An 18,060-nucleotide genomic window follows, 5' to 3' on the forward strand; every position below is an offset into this window, starting at 1 on the left:
TCTGTTATGTTGTGGTACAGGAATTCGGGCCTGAAAAGGAAAAATCCGCACCACGCTCAAAATACTTGCGTGGCAAAGAACGCCATGCGCTGGCTTTGACATACGTAAAGAGTAACGTTTAACACCTTGCAATTCATCATTATTACACGAAAAACAGCGCTGTTGCCCGAGTGAACTCTACTGGTTAACCTGATCCCAAAGCCGCAAGGCCGCTTCATTTTTGACGCAAGACAGTCCTTAATATCCTAATTATTCTTGAAACTATAGAACCGGCACACGCCGAAGGGAGAGTTCAATGGCACTACAGTTGGAAGAAGTCGCAAGCGGTCTGGGATTCCCCGAGGGTCCCGTGGCAATGAACGATGGCTCGGTTCTATATGTCGATATCAAGAACGAAACCCTGATGCGATTGATGCCCGACCAATCTCTGATCAAGGTGGCGGATCTCCCGGGTGGCCCAAACGGAACTGCCATTGGGCCCGATGGCGCGGCCTATGTGTGCAACAATGGCGGGGTCTACACTTTTGTCCAAGAGCCAAATCTTAAAATCACCGTCCCGTCGTCTGACCGGCCAAACTATATCGGCGGATCAATCCAGCGTGTCGATTTAAAAACCGGCGAGGTCACGGATCTTTATTACAAATACAAAGGCAAGTGCTTGATATCACCCGATGATATCGTTTTCGACAAAGAAGGTGGCTTCTGGTTCACCGATACTGGCATGCAACATGCCGAAAGCAGTGAGTTCGGAGCCGTTTTTTACGCCACCATCGACGGAAAAAAGCTGATCCACGCGGCCACAGTTCCGACGGCGAACGGCATCGGGTTGTCGCCCGACGGCACAAAGCTGTTCGTGTCCGACACTGTTTTTGGCCGCCTCTGGGTTATGGATATCGAAGGGCCCGGCAAGCTGAAACCCGGCGCATTGCCGGGAACCCCCGGAAACGTCGTGCAAACCCTGAACGGTTTCCAGTGGCTCGACAGCCTCAAGGTCGAGGCCGACGGGCGTGTCTGTGTCGCGACCTTGTTCACCGGAGGTATTACCGTCTTCAGTGCTGATGGAAGCACTGAACATCTACAGGTCCCCGACCCGATGACAACCAACCTGTGCTTTGGTGGTGCGGACATGGATGACGTCTGGATCACAGCCTCGGGTACTGGAAAGATCTACAAGACAAAGTGGCCGCGCCCGGGGCTGAAGTTGAATTTCACGGCTTAGACGTCGATCTAATACTTTAAATTGAATGCCTTACACTTTAGCACAGCCCTAAGGTGTGATGCGGCGATTCCGGTTGCGTTAACCTCACGTCAGGCGCTAGCCGATTCAATTTTAGTTGTGTTAAGCAAGTCGTACCATGGCAAAGGCTGCTGAAAATTCGGTGTCGTCGTCGACGCATTTGGGCGAACGTCGCCTGGTATCGGTGCTGTTCACCGATATGGTTGGGTATACCGCGATTGTAGACAGCCTGGGCGGTGAAAAGACCGTTCAGTTTACGCGCATGATCTATGAAATGCTCAAAGGCATCGTCGAAGACCATGGCGGCGTGGTGCGCGGCTTTGCCGGGGACAGCATCATGGCCGTCTTTGGCATTCCCGAAGCATTGGAAGACGCGGCCCTGCGTGCCTGCCGGGCCGGTATGGCCATACACACAGCCTTCGAAGACGCAGGCGACAATATCGAATCCCGCTTTGGCGTCCGGCCCGTAATGCGGGTCGGGGTCAGCTCTGGCTCGGTCGTTATGGCGAAAGTCGAAGGCGAAGGGGCCGAGATGACCGCCGTGGGCAACACCGTCAATCTGGCCTCGCGCATTCAGGATTTGGCCCCCGAAGGGCGAACTCTGATCTGCGATGCGACCCGACGGCTTGTGGAATGGCTTGTGGATCTCAGCTTTGACGGCGAACACAAGATCAAGGGTGTCCCCCGCGAACAAAAGCTGTGGTTGCTTGAGGCCATTCACGCCGGGGCATCACGGTTCGATGCGTCCCTCGCGAGGGGGCTCAGTCAGTATGTTGGACGCGATGATGAACTGACCGCTCTGACCCAGGCGCTTGAGAACTGCCATGAAAGCATGCGGGTCGTCGATCTGGTCGCCGAACCGGGCCTCGGCAAAACCCGCCTGGTACATGAATTTCTGGGCCGGGTGAAAACAGCCGAGACAATCATTTACCGCGGCCACTGCACCGCCGATGGGCAGCAAATGCCCTTCATGCCGTTTCTCGAGGTGATCCGGAACTCGTTCAACATTTATGACGAGGACGAACCGGATGAAATCGCTGAAAAACTACGGGCCGGTTTGGCTCGATCCGATCTTGAAACGCCCGAGAATATCGGGCTTTTGATGAACCTTTTGGGTCAGAAACCACCAAAAGGATCGCTGGATGGCCTAGACGGTGTTCTGATCGGTTTGAGGACACGGGATTTATTGCCTGCTCTACTCAAGGCCCAATGCAAACGCACCAAAGTGATTTTGCTGGTCGAGGATATTCACTGGATCGACGGTGCATCAGCCGAGATGATGCAGGCGCTGATTGATGAAGATGATACCGCGAACCTGCTTATCCTGCACACAAGGCGGCCCGAATATGCGCCCGGATGGCTGGGCAGCCGGGCCGCGATCACCTTGGCGCTGAAACCCCTGGACGAAACGGATTTCCGCCAATTGGCCTCGACCAGATTGGGTGTCAGCTCTTTGCCCGATGAACTGGTCCGACAGGTTAGTGAACGCGCCGGAGGCAACCCCCTTTTCGCCGAAGAAGTCCTGAGCTTTCTGATCGAACAAGGCGCATTGCGCGTGGAATCGGGCCATGTACTGTTCGACACCAGCCCGCAGGATCAAGGTTTGCCTGCCAGTATGCAAAGCCTGCTGCTGGCGCGGATCGAGCAGTTGCAACCCGAGGATCGGTTTCTGTTACAGGCGGCCTCGGCCATTGGTCGCGGGTTTGATCCCGGTCTGCTGTCTCTGGTCGCCTCCAGCCCGGACGAGATTGGTGCGGCGCTGCAAAGGCTGCAGGCGCACGATATCGTGTACCGCAAGGCCAACTCGTCGGATTACATGTTCAAGCACGTTCTGCTGCGCGACGCGGTATATCAAAGCCTTGTCAGCGCACGCAAAACCGAGCTTCATCTGGCCATTGCCACCGCGTTGGAACAGCGCAACGCCAACCGCCTGCCCGAGGCGGCGGAAACTCTGGCGCATCACTATGCGCGGACCGAGCGCACAGACAAGGCGTTCGAATACGCCGCGCTTGCCGGGGCCAAAAGCCTTGGGGTGTTCTCGCACGATCAGGCCAACCAGTATTTCGCAGCAGCGATGGATCTGTATGAAAAGGACCCTAGCTGTGCCAGCGATACTGCCTTTGCCGGTTTTCTGGCGAATTACGCGCTGTGTTCCAATATCTCGCTGGACGTTATGACCACCATCGGGTTGGCTCCGCGCATCCGTCCCATCCTTGGCAAAATCGGAGACAGCGAGGACCACGCGCTGTTTCTGCACCACTATGTTTCTTGCCTGGTCTGCAACAGCAAGTTCCTCGAAGCGCTGCGTGTTCAAAAAGAGCTCACGGCCATGGCGGACCGTCTGGGCGATCCGAAATCCGTGGCCTATGCCATGGTCAACGAACTATCGGTGTCAATCTATTGCGCGCCCCTGCCAAACGCAGAATTCGAAGCTAAGAAGGTCGAGGTTGAACAGGCATTGGCCAAGTTTGACGACGCGTATCTGCAGAACTTCTATCTGGCAACCGTGGGCTGGAACGAATTGACCCGTGGACGTGTGGTCAAGGCACGCGAAACCGCTGAACGTATGGTGGCCGTCGGTGAACAGAAGAACGACCCCCGCGCCCTTGGGTACGGCACGGCGATGAAAGCACTGGTGGCGGTGGTGACCGACGATCATCAGGCCGCCTTTGACCTGTCAGAAGAGGCCCTGCATCTGTCGCGCGCCGAGTTCGAACTGGCCATCGCGGAATCGTCGCGCGTTGCGGCGCTGGTGCCGTTGCAAAGGCCGGATGCCCGGGAAAACGTGCAGGAATATGTCGATCTAATGCACACCAAGGGCAGTACTCTTTTTGCCGGCGTCCCTCAGACAATGCTGGGTGTGGCGCTTGCCATGGAAGGCCGCGTGGGAGAAGGCCTGCAGCAAATCGAGTCGACAATCGCCCAGCGTGAAGCCGAGGGCGCCTTTACCGCCGCCGACTGGAACCGCCTGTTCCTGAGCGAGGTCTACCTGCAAATCCTGTCTGGCGACGGAGATGCCTCGCTGGGTGTGTTGCTGCGGAACCTGCGGACGTTGCTGGGCGTTATGCTGAACGGGGAAAAGCGCATAGTCGCGTTGATCGACAAGACGCGCGAAAATCCTCAGTTCGACCCGCAAGGCCACTACTTCGCGCGTGGCGAGATGATCCTTGGGCTTCTTTACAAGCTGAAGAAAAAGAAGCCCAAGGCGCTGGAACACCTGAACCGGGCGCATCATCTGATCGCGCCCACAGGCACGTCCCCGATGCTGACACGGATCGAGGACGCGCTTGCCGAGTTAGCTGCCTGAAGCCTCTTCCTGCTCACCCAGTTTCGACAGATACCGGATCGCATCCAGACTGGGCAGGAAGGTATACGCACCACCTCGGGTGATGACGAACCGAGGGAAATTGCTGAGGCGAATACGTTCCTCGGACCCGGCAATGGTCATCTCGAACATGCTGGTTTCCGGAATGTTCGCGCCCAACAGAGGATCATTTGTCCCTGTGATCTCAGGGTCTTGCAGGCCAAAGTTCAGCCAGTCACAAACTACGGCCTCAAACTGCGCGCCGTAATTTGCACCGATGAAGTTGCCCAGCAAGCCGCGTTCCTCGTTGTCGCGCTTTGCGGCGGGATCAAAATCGGGGCCATAGGACATACCACGTCTGACCAGACGACGCGACCGGTTGGCGATGCGTTGTACGATCGGCCCTCCGCGCGGATTGACCCGACGCATATGCGATCCCGCCGGGCAGCGTGATTCACGCGTATAGTCGTAATTGGTCAGCGAAACACGATCGTCAGGCCATTGAGCATTGGGTGACAGCTCATACGGTACGCCATTGCGCCAGCGCCCACACATTTGCGCCGCCACAACCTCGCGCAATGCGCCATGTCGATCCAATCCTTCACCGACGTCCTTTTCACATCCGGGCGGTAGTAACTTGTCGACCAGGGGATGATCCATCAGCTTGGTTGCTGCTTCGGTCAGATAGTCCTCGAACGCATGAACATCCTGCTTCAACACTCTGAAAGCGTTGAATGATCCAAACAGACCAAGAGCTTCGGGACTCGGAATACTGAACCGTAGCCCCTCGAAATGGGTCTGATATCCCAAAAGCGCCGTGCCCAGCGGATCCAGCGGTTCTTCAACCAGCGTTTGTTCAGGATCGACGATGCCTTTGAACTTTGGCTGAGAGATACTGTCACGATAGCCGAAGAACACCTTGCCTTCCGGTAGATTTCGACCATTCCGCACCCCGAGAACATTGAAGGCCTTGGCAACCATCTTCTCGGTCGTGTCCAATCCTGCGTCATCATTGGCATAGACCGAGGCGATAATATGGACCCTGTCGGACTTGTCGAACGGTGCCGGCCAATTTTCCGGTGCGCTTTCACCGAAATCACCCAGCTTTTCGGCCCTCTCAGCCATGCCATCAGCAAATTCCAGCGGAAACGTCGCCAAATCGCTTTCCGGCACGCCTAACGCGCGCAGGCCCTGAAAGGTGATGCCGATGTTAAAGCAAACTTCAGGTTTTACCTTCCACTTCGCGGACCGGGTAATGGTCGGGACATCGTCGCTTGTGCCATCCGCGGACGCCGCCAGAAACTGTCGCGCAGCCGCGCGGTCGGTGACCTCAAGAACGATATGGCGTACCAGATTGTTCGTATATCCGCGCAGAATGTTGCCCTGAATCTTTTCAGGATCGAATACGGGGTCTTTTACAACTTCGTTCACCAGCCCACTCCCAACTTGCGACGAATTTGCGCCGCCGAATATCCCGGATAGCCGCGATAACCGCCACCGAGTGAAATGTTTTTGTTTGCATGCAACTGCAGGATCAGATCACGCGGCAGAGCCATCAGTTCGTGCGGCGGATCGTTTGGCTTGCGACCGATTTGTTCATCCTGAACGCCAAACAGATCAATGGCATAATCCGGCGCCTGAAACAGGTCATGATCGCGCACCCAGTCGATAAAGGTTTCGACATTTTCCTCGCAGGGATACAGTTTCTCGCCACCCTCGACCAAATGCATCAGGGCATCAAAAACGCTGCCGATGGTCGAGATAAAATCGCGGATATAATTGCTGAAATCACCGTCATAGACCGAAATCATACAGATATGGTCGCCGATCAGCAGGAACCGGGCCGAATGAACGGTACCGACATTGTCGAGCCCTGCAAACACCTCGTCAACATTCGCCGCCAATGCCATGACCGCCTTTGCCCGTCCAACGGGCGACGGGTCTTTCAGCGGCATCAACAGGTTCATCATCCGTTGCGTGCTGTCGCTGGGCTGCGTGGTGATCCGGGGACCGCCGGGCAGCTTGGGTTTCGGATCACGCCAAATCCAATAAGGCACCACGACGTATCTGGACAGGAACTGAAACCAGCCCCGTTCCGGAAGACTGTTGATATACTCGTTGAGCTTTCCGCTTTCCTTGCTCATTCTTCGGTCCCCCCCGTGCCACTGAATGGGCAGGGTATTCCCCCGCGCCGTTTGCTTGAAAACTCGTATACATCCCTGCGTATTCGCAGAATCGTATCCTCGGACGGCCTGATCCCGTCGGTCAGGTGGGTCGGGTTGAAGCTGAGTTTTTCGTTATGCGCCTCCTGATCTTCGGGAACGTTGTCCAACGTCAGAGTACCCATCATCACCCGCTTACGGTGTGGCGGCCATTGCTTGGTCGAGTCTTCAAAATCATCGCCTGTCTCACCGATAGTCATCATCAGCGAAAACCGCTCGATCCCTTTGGACAGCCGATCCTTGAGGTCCTTCTTGAGGTATTTGTCCTCGGGCGGCTCTTCCGGGTCTGTGCGCAACACGCCTGCAATGGGGGCCCAGTGAAAGCGCACATATCGGTCTGTGCCATCCGGCGCGGTGACGATGAAAGTGTGCACCGCGTGATAGGAGGCGCGCACATAGCTGACCGGCGCGCCGATGATCGAGGCCTGCAGCACCGCAGGTTGCGCCCATGCGTGTTTGTCGGCGAAAGCCGTCGCGCCTTCGTTGGGACGCTCGTCCTGCCCCGGATACGGGTCGGGCATAGGCAGTTGCAGCTTCAGGTAGCTGCGTATCTTGCTCCAGGCGCTTTCGATTTCGCAGGGCGCAGGGCGTGCATGCAGGGCGAATTCCAGAAATTTCTCTGGGTCCGGTGCAAAGAATACCGGCAAGGTCATGGCGATCAGGTCCGTGCTTTTGCCCGCGCCCAGATCGAACCGCACGGCCATGCCACGCACATCCGACCAACCGTCATGTTCGGCGACAACTCCCATTCCGTTCGAGAAACGCACCGCAACAGGAACCGTTTCCGCCTGTTTGGTAAAATGCGCCGCCGTACAGAATTCCTGTGCAATCGCAGAGGCCTTGAAATGACCGGTCGCTCCGATGCCGACGGTGTGGACTGGCCGCCGTTTGGTACTGCCACCCGGCACGTCCAAAGCGTGCACAATATCTTCAACCAGTTTCGGATCTGACATGGATTCCCCCCAGAATCTTAAAATTGTTTTCGTATTGTTAACACTTTCCTCATAACACGCTGTGAACTAAATCTCATCCCTTCGGAAAATTAACTTTTGAATCGGCTAACTTGCGGGCATGCACACCAAGACCCTGCCTGATAATCAGTCAGCGGCAGACCGTTTCACAGCGCGATACAATCGGCTGATTACGTCATCTCTGCGTGTTCGGCATTCAGCTTGTCCCAGTCGAATTCCACACCAATGCCCGGCGTGTCCGGGGCCACGGCAAGGCAGTTTTCGACCACCAGCGGACGTTTGGTGTATTGATCGATCGGGAACGAATGCACTTCCAGCCAACCGGCATTCTGCTGCGACGAGACAAGGCTGACGTGAAGCTCTTGCATGCCATGGCTGCACACAGGAAGACCGTGCCCCCGGCTGAGCGCCGCAACCTGCAGCCATCCGGTAATTCCACCGCAATTGGACGCATCCGGCTGAATGAAACTGAGTTTTGCATCCTCAAACGCATATTCGAACTCATGAATCGTATGGAGGTTTTCGCCCATCGCCAATGGCACACCGGATTCGGTGGCGATGCGCCCATACCCTTTATAATCGTCAGGGATGGTTGGCTCTTCGAACCAAAGGATGTCGCATTCAGCAAAACCGCGCGCCGCTGTGATGGCCTGATCAACGCTCATCGAATAATTTGCATCAACCATGAAAAAACGGTCCGGCCCCAACATATCCCGCACGGCCTTTGCGCGCTGCAGATCGTCCGCCAGATCGGGCTGGCCTACCTTGATTTTCACCGCGTTGAAACCCCGGTCCAGGTAGCCCCGAGTTTGCGCCAGCAGTTTCTCCAACGAGAAGTTCAGGTCGATCCCGCCCGCATACGCCTTGCACCGGTCCGACGCCCCACCGGCCACTTTCCACAGGGGCTGACCTTGGGATTTGCACCGGATATCCCAAAGCGCGATGTCCACCGCCGAGATCGCGAATGAGGCGATCCCGCCGCGCGCGACGTAATGCACATGCCACTGCATCTGGTCGTACAGGTCTTCGACATGGCGCGCGTCCTTGCCGATCAGAAAGGGTGTCAGGTCGTGCCGGATCATCGCCAGTATGGCGTGACCTCCCTTGCCTCCGGTATAGGTGTAGCCGGTCCCCTCCGCCCCTTCAGAGGTGCGCACGGTCACTGTGATCAGCTGAAAAAACGTGTGGTCGCCGTGTTTGGCATCCACCAGAACCTCTGCCAGCGGGACGTTGAACAGTTGGGCCTCGACGGATTCGATCAAGCTCATATCGTACCCTTCAAGCGGTGCCCCGGACCGGACGGTCATTGTCGATGTTGAAAATCATGCCGTCCAAAAGCTCGTCCAGGTCAGGACGCGCTGCGGGGCCGTTTGAGATATCGACCAGCATTAACGATCCGTCCGGGCGGATAGCAAAGGCACCGGGTTCGGCAAAGGGGCTGTCTGTTTCAGCCTCGGACAGGGGCTCGGATACATACAGGCCAAGCTGGCGGGCTTGCGGGATGGTCATTCCGTAGCACAGGTCAAAGGACCAGCCGAACTCTGCCCGGTCAGCCTGTGCTTTTTCCAAAGGATCGGTCGAGACAACCAGAACGTCCATCCTGTCTGTCCACTCGGACAGTTGCGCATTGAGCTTGCCGAGGAACCGTTTGCAGCGCGGGCAATGGCGACCGCGATAGACAAAAACCATGCTCCACCGATCCCGGTTTCCACCGATCTGCTGGTGACCACCGTCAACATGCGGGAACTCTGTCGGGGTCACTGCGGCCCCCGCCTCTGGTCTGGATCTGTTCACTGGTATGTCCTTTCCTGTTTATGCCGTATCCGACCCCTGAAAGTTCAGCAAAACTTTCATGGCGCAGGTGCGGTCTGCGGCCGTTTCAAACGCAGTTTTGGCATCCGGTACATCGAACCGGTGCGAGATCAGGTGATCCACCTGGATCAGACCCTGTTGCATCATCTGCACGGCCGTCTCGAATTCCGGATGGAACCGGAACGATCCTTTCATGATGATTTCCTTGGCCGTAATCATCTGCAAAGGCACTGTCATGTCGCCGCCCATGCCTAGCTGAACCAAAGTACCGCCGGGTCGAAGACAGCTGACACCGGTGCTCAGCGCGGCCGCCGCGCCGGAACATTCCAGATGCACGTCAACCTGACCTTTCTCGACCTGATACCGCGTCAGAGCTTCCGCATGGGATGCCACGTTGATCGTCTCATCCGCGCCGCTGGTTCGGGCTTTGCCCAGAGTGAAGTCCGACAAATCCGTAGCGACGATATGAGCAGCCCCTGCCCGTCTTGCGGCCAGAATGCTCAGACAGCCGATTGGGCCGCAACCTGTCACCAGAACCGTTTTTCCAACCAGATTTCCTGCCTGCCGGATCGCATGCAAGCACACTGCCAGCGGTTCGGCCATCGCCGCCTGTCCCGCGCTCAACCCATCGGCGGGAATGCACTGGCTGGCCGAAGCAACCAACCGCGTCTGAAACGCCCCCTGAATATGCGGGAATGGCATTGCGCTGCCGTAAAATCGCATGTTCAGGCAATGGTTCGGCTGCCCGCGCAAGCAATATTCGCATGTCTGGCACGGACGAGATGGCGAAACGGCCACCAATTGACCGGGCTCCAGTCCTTCGACCCCGGCGCCGAGCTGTGACACCACGCCCGACACCTCATGACCCAGAACGATCGGTTCTTTCACCCTGATCGTGCCAAATCCGCCATGGTTGTAGTAATGCAGGTCCGAGCCGCAGATCCCGCCCGCCTGCATCTCGACCAGAACCTCGCCGACACCGGGTGTGGGTGTGTCGCACGGTTCCAGACGCAAATCCATTGCTGCGTGAAGGACAACCGCTACATTGCTCGTCAGCATTGCATTTTCTCCTCTTACAGACCCGCAAAAGATACGGATAGTTGGTGCCATGAACCAAGGGATTTTTGATACGAAACTTCAGATGTTTGACCTGACCACCGAGGCCGAAATCGTTCGGAGCCGACGGGACGAAGGCAAGCTGAACGCGGGCGCAGAGCAACTGAACGCCGCGCTCGTGGCTGACCCCGAGTTCAGCGCCTGTCTGGCCAAACGCACACCTGCGGGCCGCTGGGGCGATGTCGAGGGACTGGTCGGGGCGGCAATCTTTCTGTCGTCTGCGGCGTCGAGCTTTGTAAATGGCCGCACCCTGTGTGTGGATGGCGGGATCACCGCCTCGCTCTAGGCCAGCCAGTGTTGTCCACGTTTTTTGCGCAAGGCTCATAGCGTCGACACCACGGCGATGGCGACAACGATCAGCAAGGACGCAGCCATACCGATATTGATCAGGCGCTGCGTCCTCAGGCCAAGGTCCAGTCGACCTAGCGCCGTGCCTGCACCCAACCAGATCAGATGAACTGGCAGCCAGATTGCATTGAAAATAATGATCTTTAATACGACCTCCCAGGCTGGTGTGTCCGGCATAAAGGCAAAGCCGGAAAACAGCGTGGTACTGACCACGTAGGCTTTGGGGTTGATGAATTGCAGCATCAAGCCGTTGCGAAATCCCAACGGTGCTTGAGCAGGAGCAAACCCGATCCGGGACCCTGCACTGGCAATGCGCCACGCCAGATAGACCAGATACAGGGCCGAGGCGAACAGCAAAACGGACCGAAGCACAGGGACCGCAAATGCCACTGCAGCTACGCCCGAAACCACAAGCATCATGTTGACAAAACTGCCCAGCATCAGACCGCCAACAAAACCAAACCCGGCCCGATAGCCAAAGGCCGAGCCGATCCCCGCAGTGGTCAGAACACCCGGTCCCGGGGTAATCAGCAAAAAGAACACGGCGACGATGAACTCAATCACGTCGCCTGCCCTCTACAGGTCCGCGCATTCCGGAACGGCGGTCAGAACCGTGCCGTCCTTGAGGTGCTGCAACAGGTTGTCCACGGTCAGATTTCCCATCGCAGCGCGGGTTTCAACAGTGGCACTGCCGACATGCGGCAGCAAGGTAACGTTGGGCAGATCCCGAAGGGCTTGCGGCACCGCCGGTTCCGCCTCGAACACATCAAGACCGGCCCAGCCCAGCGTTCCGTCTTTCAACGCCTGGATCAAAGCCGCCTCATCCACCACTGATCCGCGGCTGACATTGACCAGTGTTCCGTTTGGCCCAAGCGCCTTCAACACCTCGGCATTGACGATCTTGTTGGTCGATGGCCCGCCCGGCGTGATGCAGATCAACGTATCAACGTAATCCGCCATTTCAGTCAGGTCAGCAAAATACTGATATTCCACATCTTTCCGAGATCGTGAGTGATATACGATCTCGGCATTCCAGGGTGCCAGCTTTCCCGCAATTGCCTGACCGATCCGGCCCAGTCCAAGAATGCCGACTTTCTGGTTATCCGCCGTGCGGGTCAAAGGCGCGTTGCCTTCGGATTCCCAATGACCGGCCCGGACATAAGCGTCATCGCGGACCAGCTCTCGGTAACAGGCCAGCATCAGCAGAACAGCGGTGGTCGCGACCTCCTGATTCAACACGTTGGGCGTATGCGTTACTTTGATCCCGCGTCTGGCCGCCTCGGTGGCGTCCACCGCGTCATACCCCACGCCGTAGACGCTGATCATTTTCAGATTGGTCAGCGCCGCCATCACCTCGGGTGGCACTCCGGCATGGCCGTTGGTCACGACATGCGTGATCGCCGCAGGATCGTAGTCATCCAGTTGGTGAATGGTGAACGCGTCGGTCAAACGCGCGCGCATCGGGTCGGTAATATTACCGATCTGCAGCAGATCAACCATCCTGACCGACCACTTGCCGTTGATGACCCAGCCCTTCAATTCGCAAATCCATCACATCCCCTTTCTTCAGGAAAACCGGGTTGGGCTTGATGCCCAGCCCAACGCCCGGAGGTGTTCCGGTCGTAATCACATCACCGGGGTGCAAGGTGAACAAATGGCTCAGATGTTCAATGATCTCGGCCACGGTAAAGATCATCGTTGCCGTATTGCCGGTCTGCATCCGCGTGCCGTTCACATCCAGCTCCATACTCAGGTTCTGGGGATCGCCGACCTCGTCCCGGGTCACCAGCCAAGGGCCGGTCGGTCCGTAGGTGTCGCAGGATTTTCCTTTGGTCCATTGACCGGACAGGTGTTTCTGAAAGTTCCGCTCAGAGACATCATTGACGATGCAGTACCCGGCAACATGTTCCAAAGCGTCCTCTTTCGAGACGTATTTGGCCGACTTGCCGATCACCACACCCAGCTCACATTCCCAATCGGTACGAGTCGAGCCGCGCGGCATGATCACGTCATCGTAAGGCCCGACAATGGCGGAATTTGCCTTGAAGAACAGGATCGGGTGTTCAGGTATCGCGGCGCCGGTTTCCGCGGCATGGTCCGAGTAGTTCAGACCGATGCACAGGAATTTGCCGATATTCCCGACGCACGCCCCAATCCGGGGCTTTCCTTCGACAATGGGAAGACTGGCGGGATCAAGTGCACGCAGGGTATCCAGACTCGCGTCGCCAAGCACATCCCCGGTAATATCGGCCACATGGTCCGAAAGGTCCCGCAGCAGGCCGGCATCATCAAGCAAAGCGGGTTTTTCGGCGCCCGCCTCACCGTAACGAACAAGTTTCATATTGGGGTCCTGTCAGTGATTGTCTCGAGGCAGGTATTGCCGAGCAATATCCTTATATTCATCGGCCCCTTTCAGGGTCATGCCCCGATCAAGCCGATCAACTTTTTCACGGAAAATCTCTTGCCACGGCGACTGATTGGGCGGCACGTCATAGCCGCCTGCCGCCTCAAGAGCGCGGGCGCGCGTGTTCAGGTCGTCGAGTGACACCAGCATATCCGCCGTGCCCTTACCCAGATCGATACGCAACCGATCGCCCGTCTGGACCAACGCCAGCCCGCCGCCCTCTGCCGCTTCGGGTGACGCGTTGAGGATTGAAGGGCTGCCTGACGTACCCGATTGCCGACCGTCACCAATGCAGGGAAGAGCTTCGACGCCCTTCTTGATCAGGTAGGACGGCGGGCGCATATTCACCACTTCTGCCGCACCGGGATAGCCTTTCGGACCGGCGCCACGCATAATCAGAATGCAATTTTCATCAATGTTTTCCGACGGGTCATCAATCCGGTGATGGAAGTCTTCTGGCCCGTCAAACACAACGGCCCGGCCTTCGAACGCGTCAGGGTCATCGGGGTTCGACAAATAGGCCTCGCGGAACGCGGGCGAAATTACCGAGGTTTTCATGATCGCGCTTTCGAACAGGTTCCCCGACAGGTTGATGAACCCCGCCTGCATTTTCACCGGTTCTCCGGCGGGTTTGATCACGTCTTCGTTCAACGTCCGCCGGGCCGTGCAGTTTTCACCCATGGTCCGACCGTTGACCGTTGGCGCGTCGGGATGCGGCAGCAAACCACCCGCGATCAGCTCACCGACGACGGCAGGAACACCCCCGGCCTGCTGATAATCTTCGCCCAGGTATTTCCCGGCGGGCTGCATATTCACCAACAGCGGAATTTCATGCCCCAAAGCCTGCCAGTCATCATTGTTCAGTGGCACGCCCAGATGGCGTGCAACCGCGTTCAGATGGATCGGCGCATTGGTCGATCCGCCGATGGCCGAGTTGATGACAATGGCGTTTTCAAACGCAGCGCGCGTCATCACGTCACTTGGGCGCAAATCTTCCCAAACCATTTCGACAATGCGCTTGCCCGTTTCATAGCTGATTTGCCCGCGCTCCCGATATGGCGCAGGAATCGCAGCTGATCCGGGCAGTTGCATCCCCAGCGCCTCGGCCAGCGAGTTCATCGTCGTCGCAGTGCCCATCGTGTTGCAATAGCCAACCGACGGGGCCGCAGCCGCCGCGATTTCCATGAACTCGTTGGTATCAATCTTGTCAGCCGCCAGATCCTCGCGGGCCTGCCAGATTACGGTGCCGGACCCCGCACGCTCGCCCTTCCACCAGCCATTCAGCATAGGTCCGACTGACAGGGCAATTGCCGGTATGTTCACCGTTGCTGCCGCCATCAACAAGGCCGGAGTGGTCTTGTCACAGCCGATGTTCAGAACCACGCCATCCAACGGATACCCGAACAGGCTTTCGACCAACGAAAGGTATGCAAGGTTGCGATCCAGCGACGCGGTGGGCCGCTTGCCGGTTTCCTGGATCGGATGCACCGGAATCTCGATACAGGTGCCCCCGGCGGCGATAATGCCGTCACGCACACGCTTCGACAATTCAATATGATGCCGGTTGCACGGGCTCAGATCGCTGCCGGTCTGTGCTATGCCGATGATCGGCTTACCCGACTGCAGTTCTTCGCGCGTCAGGCCGTAGTTCAGGTAACGCTCAAGATAAAGCGCTGTCATTTCCAGATTGTCGGAGTTCATGAACCATTTGCGCGACCGCAACTGATCCTTGGTTATTTTATGTGCCATGAGCCAGGCTCGTCCCGTCGATGGTAAGTGAAAATTCCCCGCTAACCTCGCGCTATCGGGCCAGAGGGTCAATCTCGAAAATTGACTTATTTTCGAGATTACAGTCTCGAATCAACTTTGGCATGATAAATCCACGGTGCGCGCTGATATGCTTTGGGACCGCGTGACAGGCTCAAAATCGCCTCTATATGAACATCTGCACGACGCATACTCATTCAGGAAGGACCACTTGGCATGAGCAGGAACCGCCGAATTACACTGATCGGGACCGGGTTGATGGGTGCCCCCATGGCCCGCAATTTGCTAAGCGCGGGGCACCCTTTGACAGTATGGAACCGCAGCGCCAGCAAAGCGCAACCGCTTGTCGATCTGGGCGCAGCGACCGCGCCCTCGGCCGCAGATGCCATAAATGGCGCGCAGATCATCATCACGATGCTTTCGGACGGCTACGCCACGCAGGCGCTTTTGGAAGATCCCGCCTTTGCAGCCGCTCTTGAAACCGGAATGATCTGGATCGACATGTCCAGCGCCAAACCCGAACATGCGCGCGAGCAATCCGCGCTGTTGGCCGCCAAAGGCATTCGCCACATCGATGCCCCCGTATCTGGTGGAACCAAAGGGGCCGAGGCTGGAACGCTGGCAATCATGGCCGGGGGTGACGCCGAGGTGGTTGAAGAGGTCAAAGATATCCTGTCCGCCATGGGCCGCCCTGTGCATGTTGGGCCCAGCGGGTCCGGACAATTGTGCAAGCTGGCGAACCAGACAATCGTTGCCGTGACGATCTCGGCCGTGGCCGAGGCCACATTGCTGGTGGAACAAGGTGGTGCCGACCCCGAAGCGCTGCGCGCAGCGCTCAAAGGCGGGTTCGCCGACAGCGTCATTCTGCAACAACACGGCGAACGCATGTCCGAAAGAAATTTCGTGCCGGGCGGCTTGTCGAAATTCCAGCTCAAGGATCTGGACAACACTCTGGCCGAAGCCGCATCGTTTGGACTTGCACTGCCCTCCACTCAATCCGTGCGTGACCGTTTTGAATATCTGATCGAAGAAATGGATGGCGCGGACCTCGATCATGCCGCCCTGTATCTCGAGCTCAGAAATCGGAACAACCTGACATGACACGTATTCTGATCATCGGTGGCGGCGGGATGTTGGGTCAGAAACTCGCGCTTCGCATCCAGTCCGAAAAACCGTTTGGACCAGCCGCAGAGGTGACTCTGTTCGATATGGCTTTTCCAGAAAACCACAACTCGGACAACGCTGTCTTTGGCAACGTCTCGTCACCCGAGAGTGCAAAATCATTGGCTGCTACTCGCCCGGATGTGATCTTTCACCTTGCTGCAATCGTCTCGGGACAGGCCGAAGACGAATTTGCGTTAGGCTGGGATGTCAACATGATGGCCAACTGGACGTTTCTGAATGCACTGAAAGATGAACACGAGGACTCGGGCGGTTCATACTGCCCGCGCTTGGTCTTCGCCTCGTCCATTGCCGTGTTCGGCGGACCCTATCCGGACCAGATTGACGATGCGTTCCTGTCGGCACCTCTGACCAGCTACGGGGCGCAGAAAGCTGCCAGCGAGCTGATGATCACAGACTTCAGCCGCAAAGGGTTTATCGACGGGATATCGCTCCGTCTCCCAACCCTTTGCGTGCGTCCGGGCAAGGCCAACCTCGCCGCCTCGTCCTTCTTTTCCGGTATCATACGCGAACCGTTGAACGGTCAGGAAGCGATCCTGCCCGTACCGGACACAGTGCGCCACTGGCACGCAAGCCCTTGGTCCGCCGCCGGGTTCATGACCCACGCCGCAACCTTGGACACCGAACGGCTTGAAGGTCGCCGGGCACTGAACATGCCCGGCCTCAGCTGTACTGTCGCCGAACAGATCGAAGCACTTCGCACAGTCGCCGGGCAGGAGGTGGTCGATCTGATCAAACCGCAACCGGACCCACAGATTGCGAAGATCGTCGCCGGCTGGCCGCGTGATTTTAGCCCCCAACGCGCGCGCTCTTTGGGTTTTCAGGCGGAACAGAGTTTTGAAGAGATTATCCGGCTGTATCTGGAACAGGACTTGGCGCGCTGACCTCCAAGGTTTTTCCGGTCAGATGCCGTTTCAGGTGGTCGTGGATTTTCTGACGGGTCAATTGCTCGTCGCCAGACAGTGCGGCATCCAGAATGTTGGCGTGATGCTGGATGTTGTCGGAAATGAACTCAAACTTCCGGTCAGCGACCATCAACTGTTGCCGGAACTGCGCATAAATCTGTCCATGCATCTGCTTGAGCGTGTCTGACCCACAGGCCGAGATCAGTGTCTGGTGGAATTCATTTTCCGACGCAAACCAGATATCCACCAGGTTGCTCGGGTCGCTTTGGGCATGAATACGCTTTTCGATATGGCTCAGCTTGTGATGCGCCGCGGTCAGCCGGGCCTCCCAATCGACGCCGCCGTTGCGGATGGACAGCGCCGTGCCCTCGCTCTCAAGAAGGATTCTCAGGTGGGTTAGTTCGATCAGTTTCTGAGGCGCGCGCTGCGGCACGCGAAACCCGCGCTGCTCCTGAAAATCGGCAAGGCCGACGGCGGCAAGACGGAACAGAACCTCGCGCACCGTGCTGGCCGAACAGTGATATTCCTTCCGCAAATCCTCGGCCCGGAGCTTGGCCCCATGCTCGAATCCATTTGAGACCAATCGTGTCTTAAGGTCCTGATAAATATCGACATCGCTTGTCATTTCAATGCGGGCCCTGAACATTGCTTTGGTTTTCTCCTACCGCGAATATCGTTTCTAGGCAAGAATCTCGAAATTTTCTGTAATTTCAAATTTTACTTGTCGCATTCGATTCGGCGTCCTAACGTCAAATCACGTCGTTTAAGAGAAGGCACCAAGACCTTCAGCAC

At 57.2% G+C, this 18,060-nt stretch carries 15 protein-coding genes and 1 pseudogene; 5 read left to right on the plus strand and 11 right to left on the minus strand.

Annotated elements, in window-relative coordinates; all coding sequences use genetic code 11:
- Positions 1-295: 295 nt before the first annotated feature.
- Together ACR0K4_RS05235 and ACR0K4_RS05240 are read left to right on the plus strand one after the other, a co-directional pair.
- The gene (locus ACR0K4_RS05235; RefSeq protein ID WP_480853130.1) at positions 296-1,219 is read left to right on the plus strand and encodes an SMP-30/gluconolactonase/LRE family protein; all 924 of its coding nucleotides are present in this window, start codon (positions 296-298) and stop codon (positions 1,217-1,219) included.
- Between the two features lie 136 nt (positions 1,220-1,355).
- Positions 1,356-4,544 carry an ATP-binding protein gene (locus tag ACR0K4_RS05240; RefSeq protein ID WP_480853131.1) on the plus strand — a complete coding sequence of 1,063 codons (3,189 nt, stop codon included), beginning with the start codon at positions 1,356-1,358 and terminating at the stop codon, positions 4,542-4,544.
- Here the strand turns inward: ACR0K4_RS05240 and ACR0K4_RS05245 are convergent.
- From ACR0K4_RS05245 to ACR0K4_RS05270, 6 genes are all read right to left on the minus strand, one after another.
- Positions 4,533-5,972, minus strand: coding sequence for a Dyp-type peroxidase (locus tag ACR0K4_RS05245; RefSeq protein ID WP_480853132.1), 1,440 nt, complete (start codon positions 5,970-5,972; stop codon positions 4,533-4,535). The two genes, ACR0K4_RS05240 and ACR0K4_RS05245, sit on opposite strands and share 12 nt — an antisense overlap.
- On the minus strand, positions 5,969-6,685 hold the full coding sequence (locus tag ACR0K4_RS05250) for a hypothetical protein (RefSeq protein ID WP_480853133.1): 717 nt from the start codon (positions 6,683-6,685) through the stop codon (positions 5,969-5,971). The genes ACR0K4_RS05245 and ACR0K4_RS05250 overlap by 4 nt, the downstream gene beginning before the upstream one ends.
- On the minus strand, positions 6,682-7,716 hold the full coding sequence (locus ACR0K4_RS05255) for a catalase (protein WP_480516506.1): 1,035 nt from the start codon (positions 7,714-7,716) through the stop codon (positions 6,682-6,684). The genes ACR0K4_RS05250 and ACR0K4_RS05255 overlap by 4 nt, the downstream gene beginning before the upstream one ends.
- 188 nt (positions 7,717-7,904) lie before the next feature.
- Complete coding sequence (locus tag ACR0K4_RS05260; protein ID WP_480853134.1) at positions 7,905-9,002, minus strand: mandelate racemase/muconate lactonizing enzyme family protein; 1,098 nt, start codon at positions 9,000-9,002, stop codon at positions 7,905-7,907.
- 10 nt (positions 9,003-9,012) lie between these two features.
- The gene (locus ACR0K4_RS05265; RefSeq protein ID WP_480853135.1) at positions 9,013-9,528 is read right to left on the minus strand and encodes a redoxin domain-containing protein; all 516 of its coding nucleotides are present in this window, start codon (positions 9,526-9,528) and stop codon (positions 9,013-9,015) included.
- 18 nt (positions 9,529-9,546) lie between these two features.
- The gene (locus tag ACR0K4_RS05270) at positions 9,547-10,605 is read right to left on the minus strand and encodes an L-idonate 5-dehydrogenase (RefSeq protein WP_480853136.1); all 1,059 of its coding nucleotides are present in this window, start codon (positions 10,603-10,605) and stop codon (positions 9,547-9,549) included.
- Positions 10,606-10,765: 160 nt separating this feature from the next.
- Between ACR0K4_RS05270 and ACR0K4_RS05275 the strand changes: the two are divergent.
- A pseudogene (locus ACR0K4_RS05275) lies at positions 10,766-10,948 on the plus strand (SDR family oxidoreductase); the annotation flags it as partial.
- Positions 10,949-10,983: 35 nt separating this feature from the next.
- On the opposite strand, the gene ACR0K4_RS05280 reads toward ACR0K4_RS05275, so the two are convergent.
- From ACR0K4_RS05280 to ACR0K4_RS05295, 4 genes are read right to left on the minus strand one after another with little or no spacing between them, the layout of a single operon-like run.
- Positions 10,984-11,574, minus strand: a complete 591-nt coding sequence (locus tag ACR0K4_RS05280; protein ID WP_480853137.1) for a LysE family translocator — start codon at positions 11,572-11,574, stop codon at positions 10,984-10,986.
- A gap of 12 nt (positions 11,575-11,586) precedes the next feature.
- Positions 11,587-12,510, minus strand: coding sequence for a 2-hydroxyacid dehydrogenase (locus ACR0K4_RS05285; RefSeq protein WP_480853138.1), 924 nt, complete (start codon positions 12,508-12,510; stop codon positions 11,587-11,589).
- The gene (locus tag ACR0K4_RS05290) at positions 12,503-13,351 is read right to left on the minus strand and encodes a fumarylacetoacetate hydrolase family protein (protein ID WP_480853139.1); all 849 of its coding nucleotides are present in this window, start codon (positions 13,349-13,351) and stop codon (positions 12,503-12,505) included. Before ACR0K4_RS05290 ends, ACR0K4_RS05285 begins: the two co-directional genes overlap by 8 nt.
- A gap of 12 nt (positions 13,352-13,363) precedes the next feature.
- Positions 13,364-15,163 carry an IlvD/Edd family dehydratase gene (locus tag ACR0K4_RS05295; RefSeq protein ID WP_480853140.1) on the minus strand — a complete coding sequence of 600 codons (1,800 nt, stop codon included), beginning with the start codon at positions 15,161-15,163 and terminating at the stop codon, positions 13,364-13,366.
- 234 nt (positions 15,164-15,397) lie between these two features.
- Between ACR0K4_RS05295 and ACR0K4_RS05300 the strand changes: the two genes are divergently transcribed.
- Both ACR0K4_RS05300 and denD read left to right on the plus strand, forming a co-directional pair.
- Entirely contained in the window at positions 15,398-16,282 is an 885-nt protein-coding gene (locus ACR0K4_RS05300) for an NAD(P)-dependent oxidoreductase (RefSeq protein WP_480853141.1), read from the plus strand.
- On the plus strand, positions 16,279-17,247 hold the full coding sequence (denD, locus tag ACR0K4_RS05305) for a D-erythronate dehydrogenase (protein WP_480853142.1): 969 nt from the start codon (positions 16,279-16,281) through the stop codon (positions 17,245-17,247). The genes ACR0K4_RS05300 and denD overlap by 4 nt, the downstream gene beginning before the upstream one ends.
- Here denD and ACR0K4_RS05310 read toward each other — a convergent pair.
- Positions 17,210-17,914 carry a GntR family transcriptional regulator gene (locus tag ACR0K4_RS05310; protein ID WP_480853143.1) on the minus strand — a complete coding sequence of 235 codons (705 nt, stop codon included), beginning with the start codon at positions 17,912-17,914 and terminating at the stop codon, positions 17,210-17,212. The two genes, denD and ACR0K4_RS05310, sit on opposite strands and share 38 nt — an antisense overlap.
- Between the last annotated feature and the right edge of the window lie 146 nt (positions 17,915-18,060).

This window comes from Ruegeria sp. K11 (genome assembly GCF_056531905.1).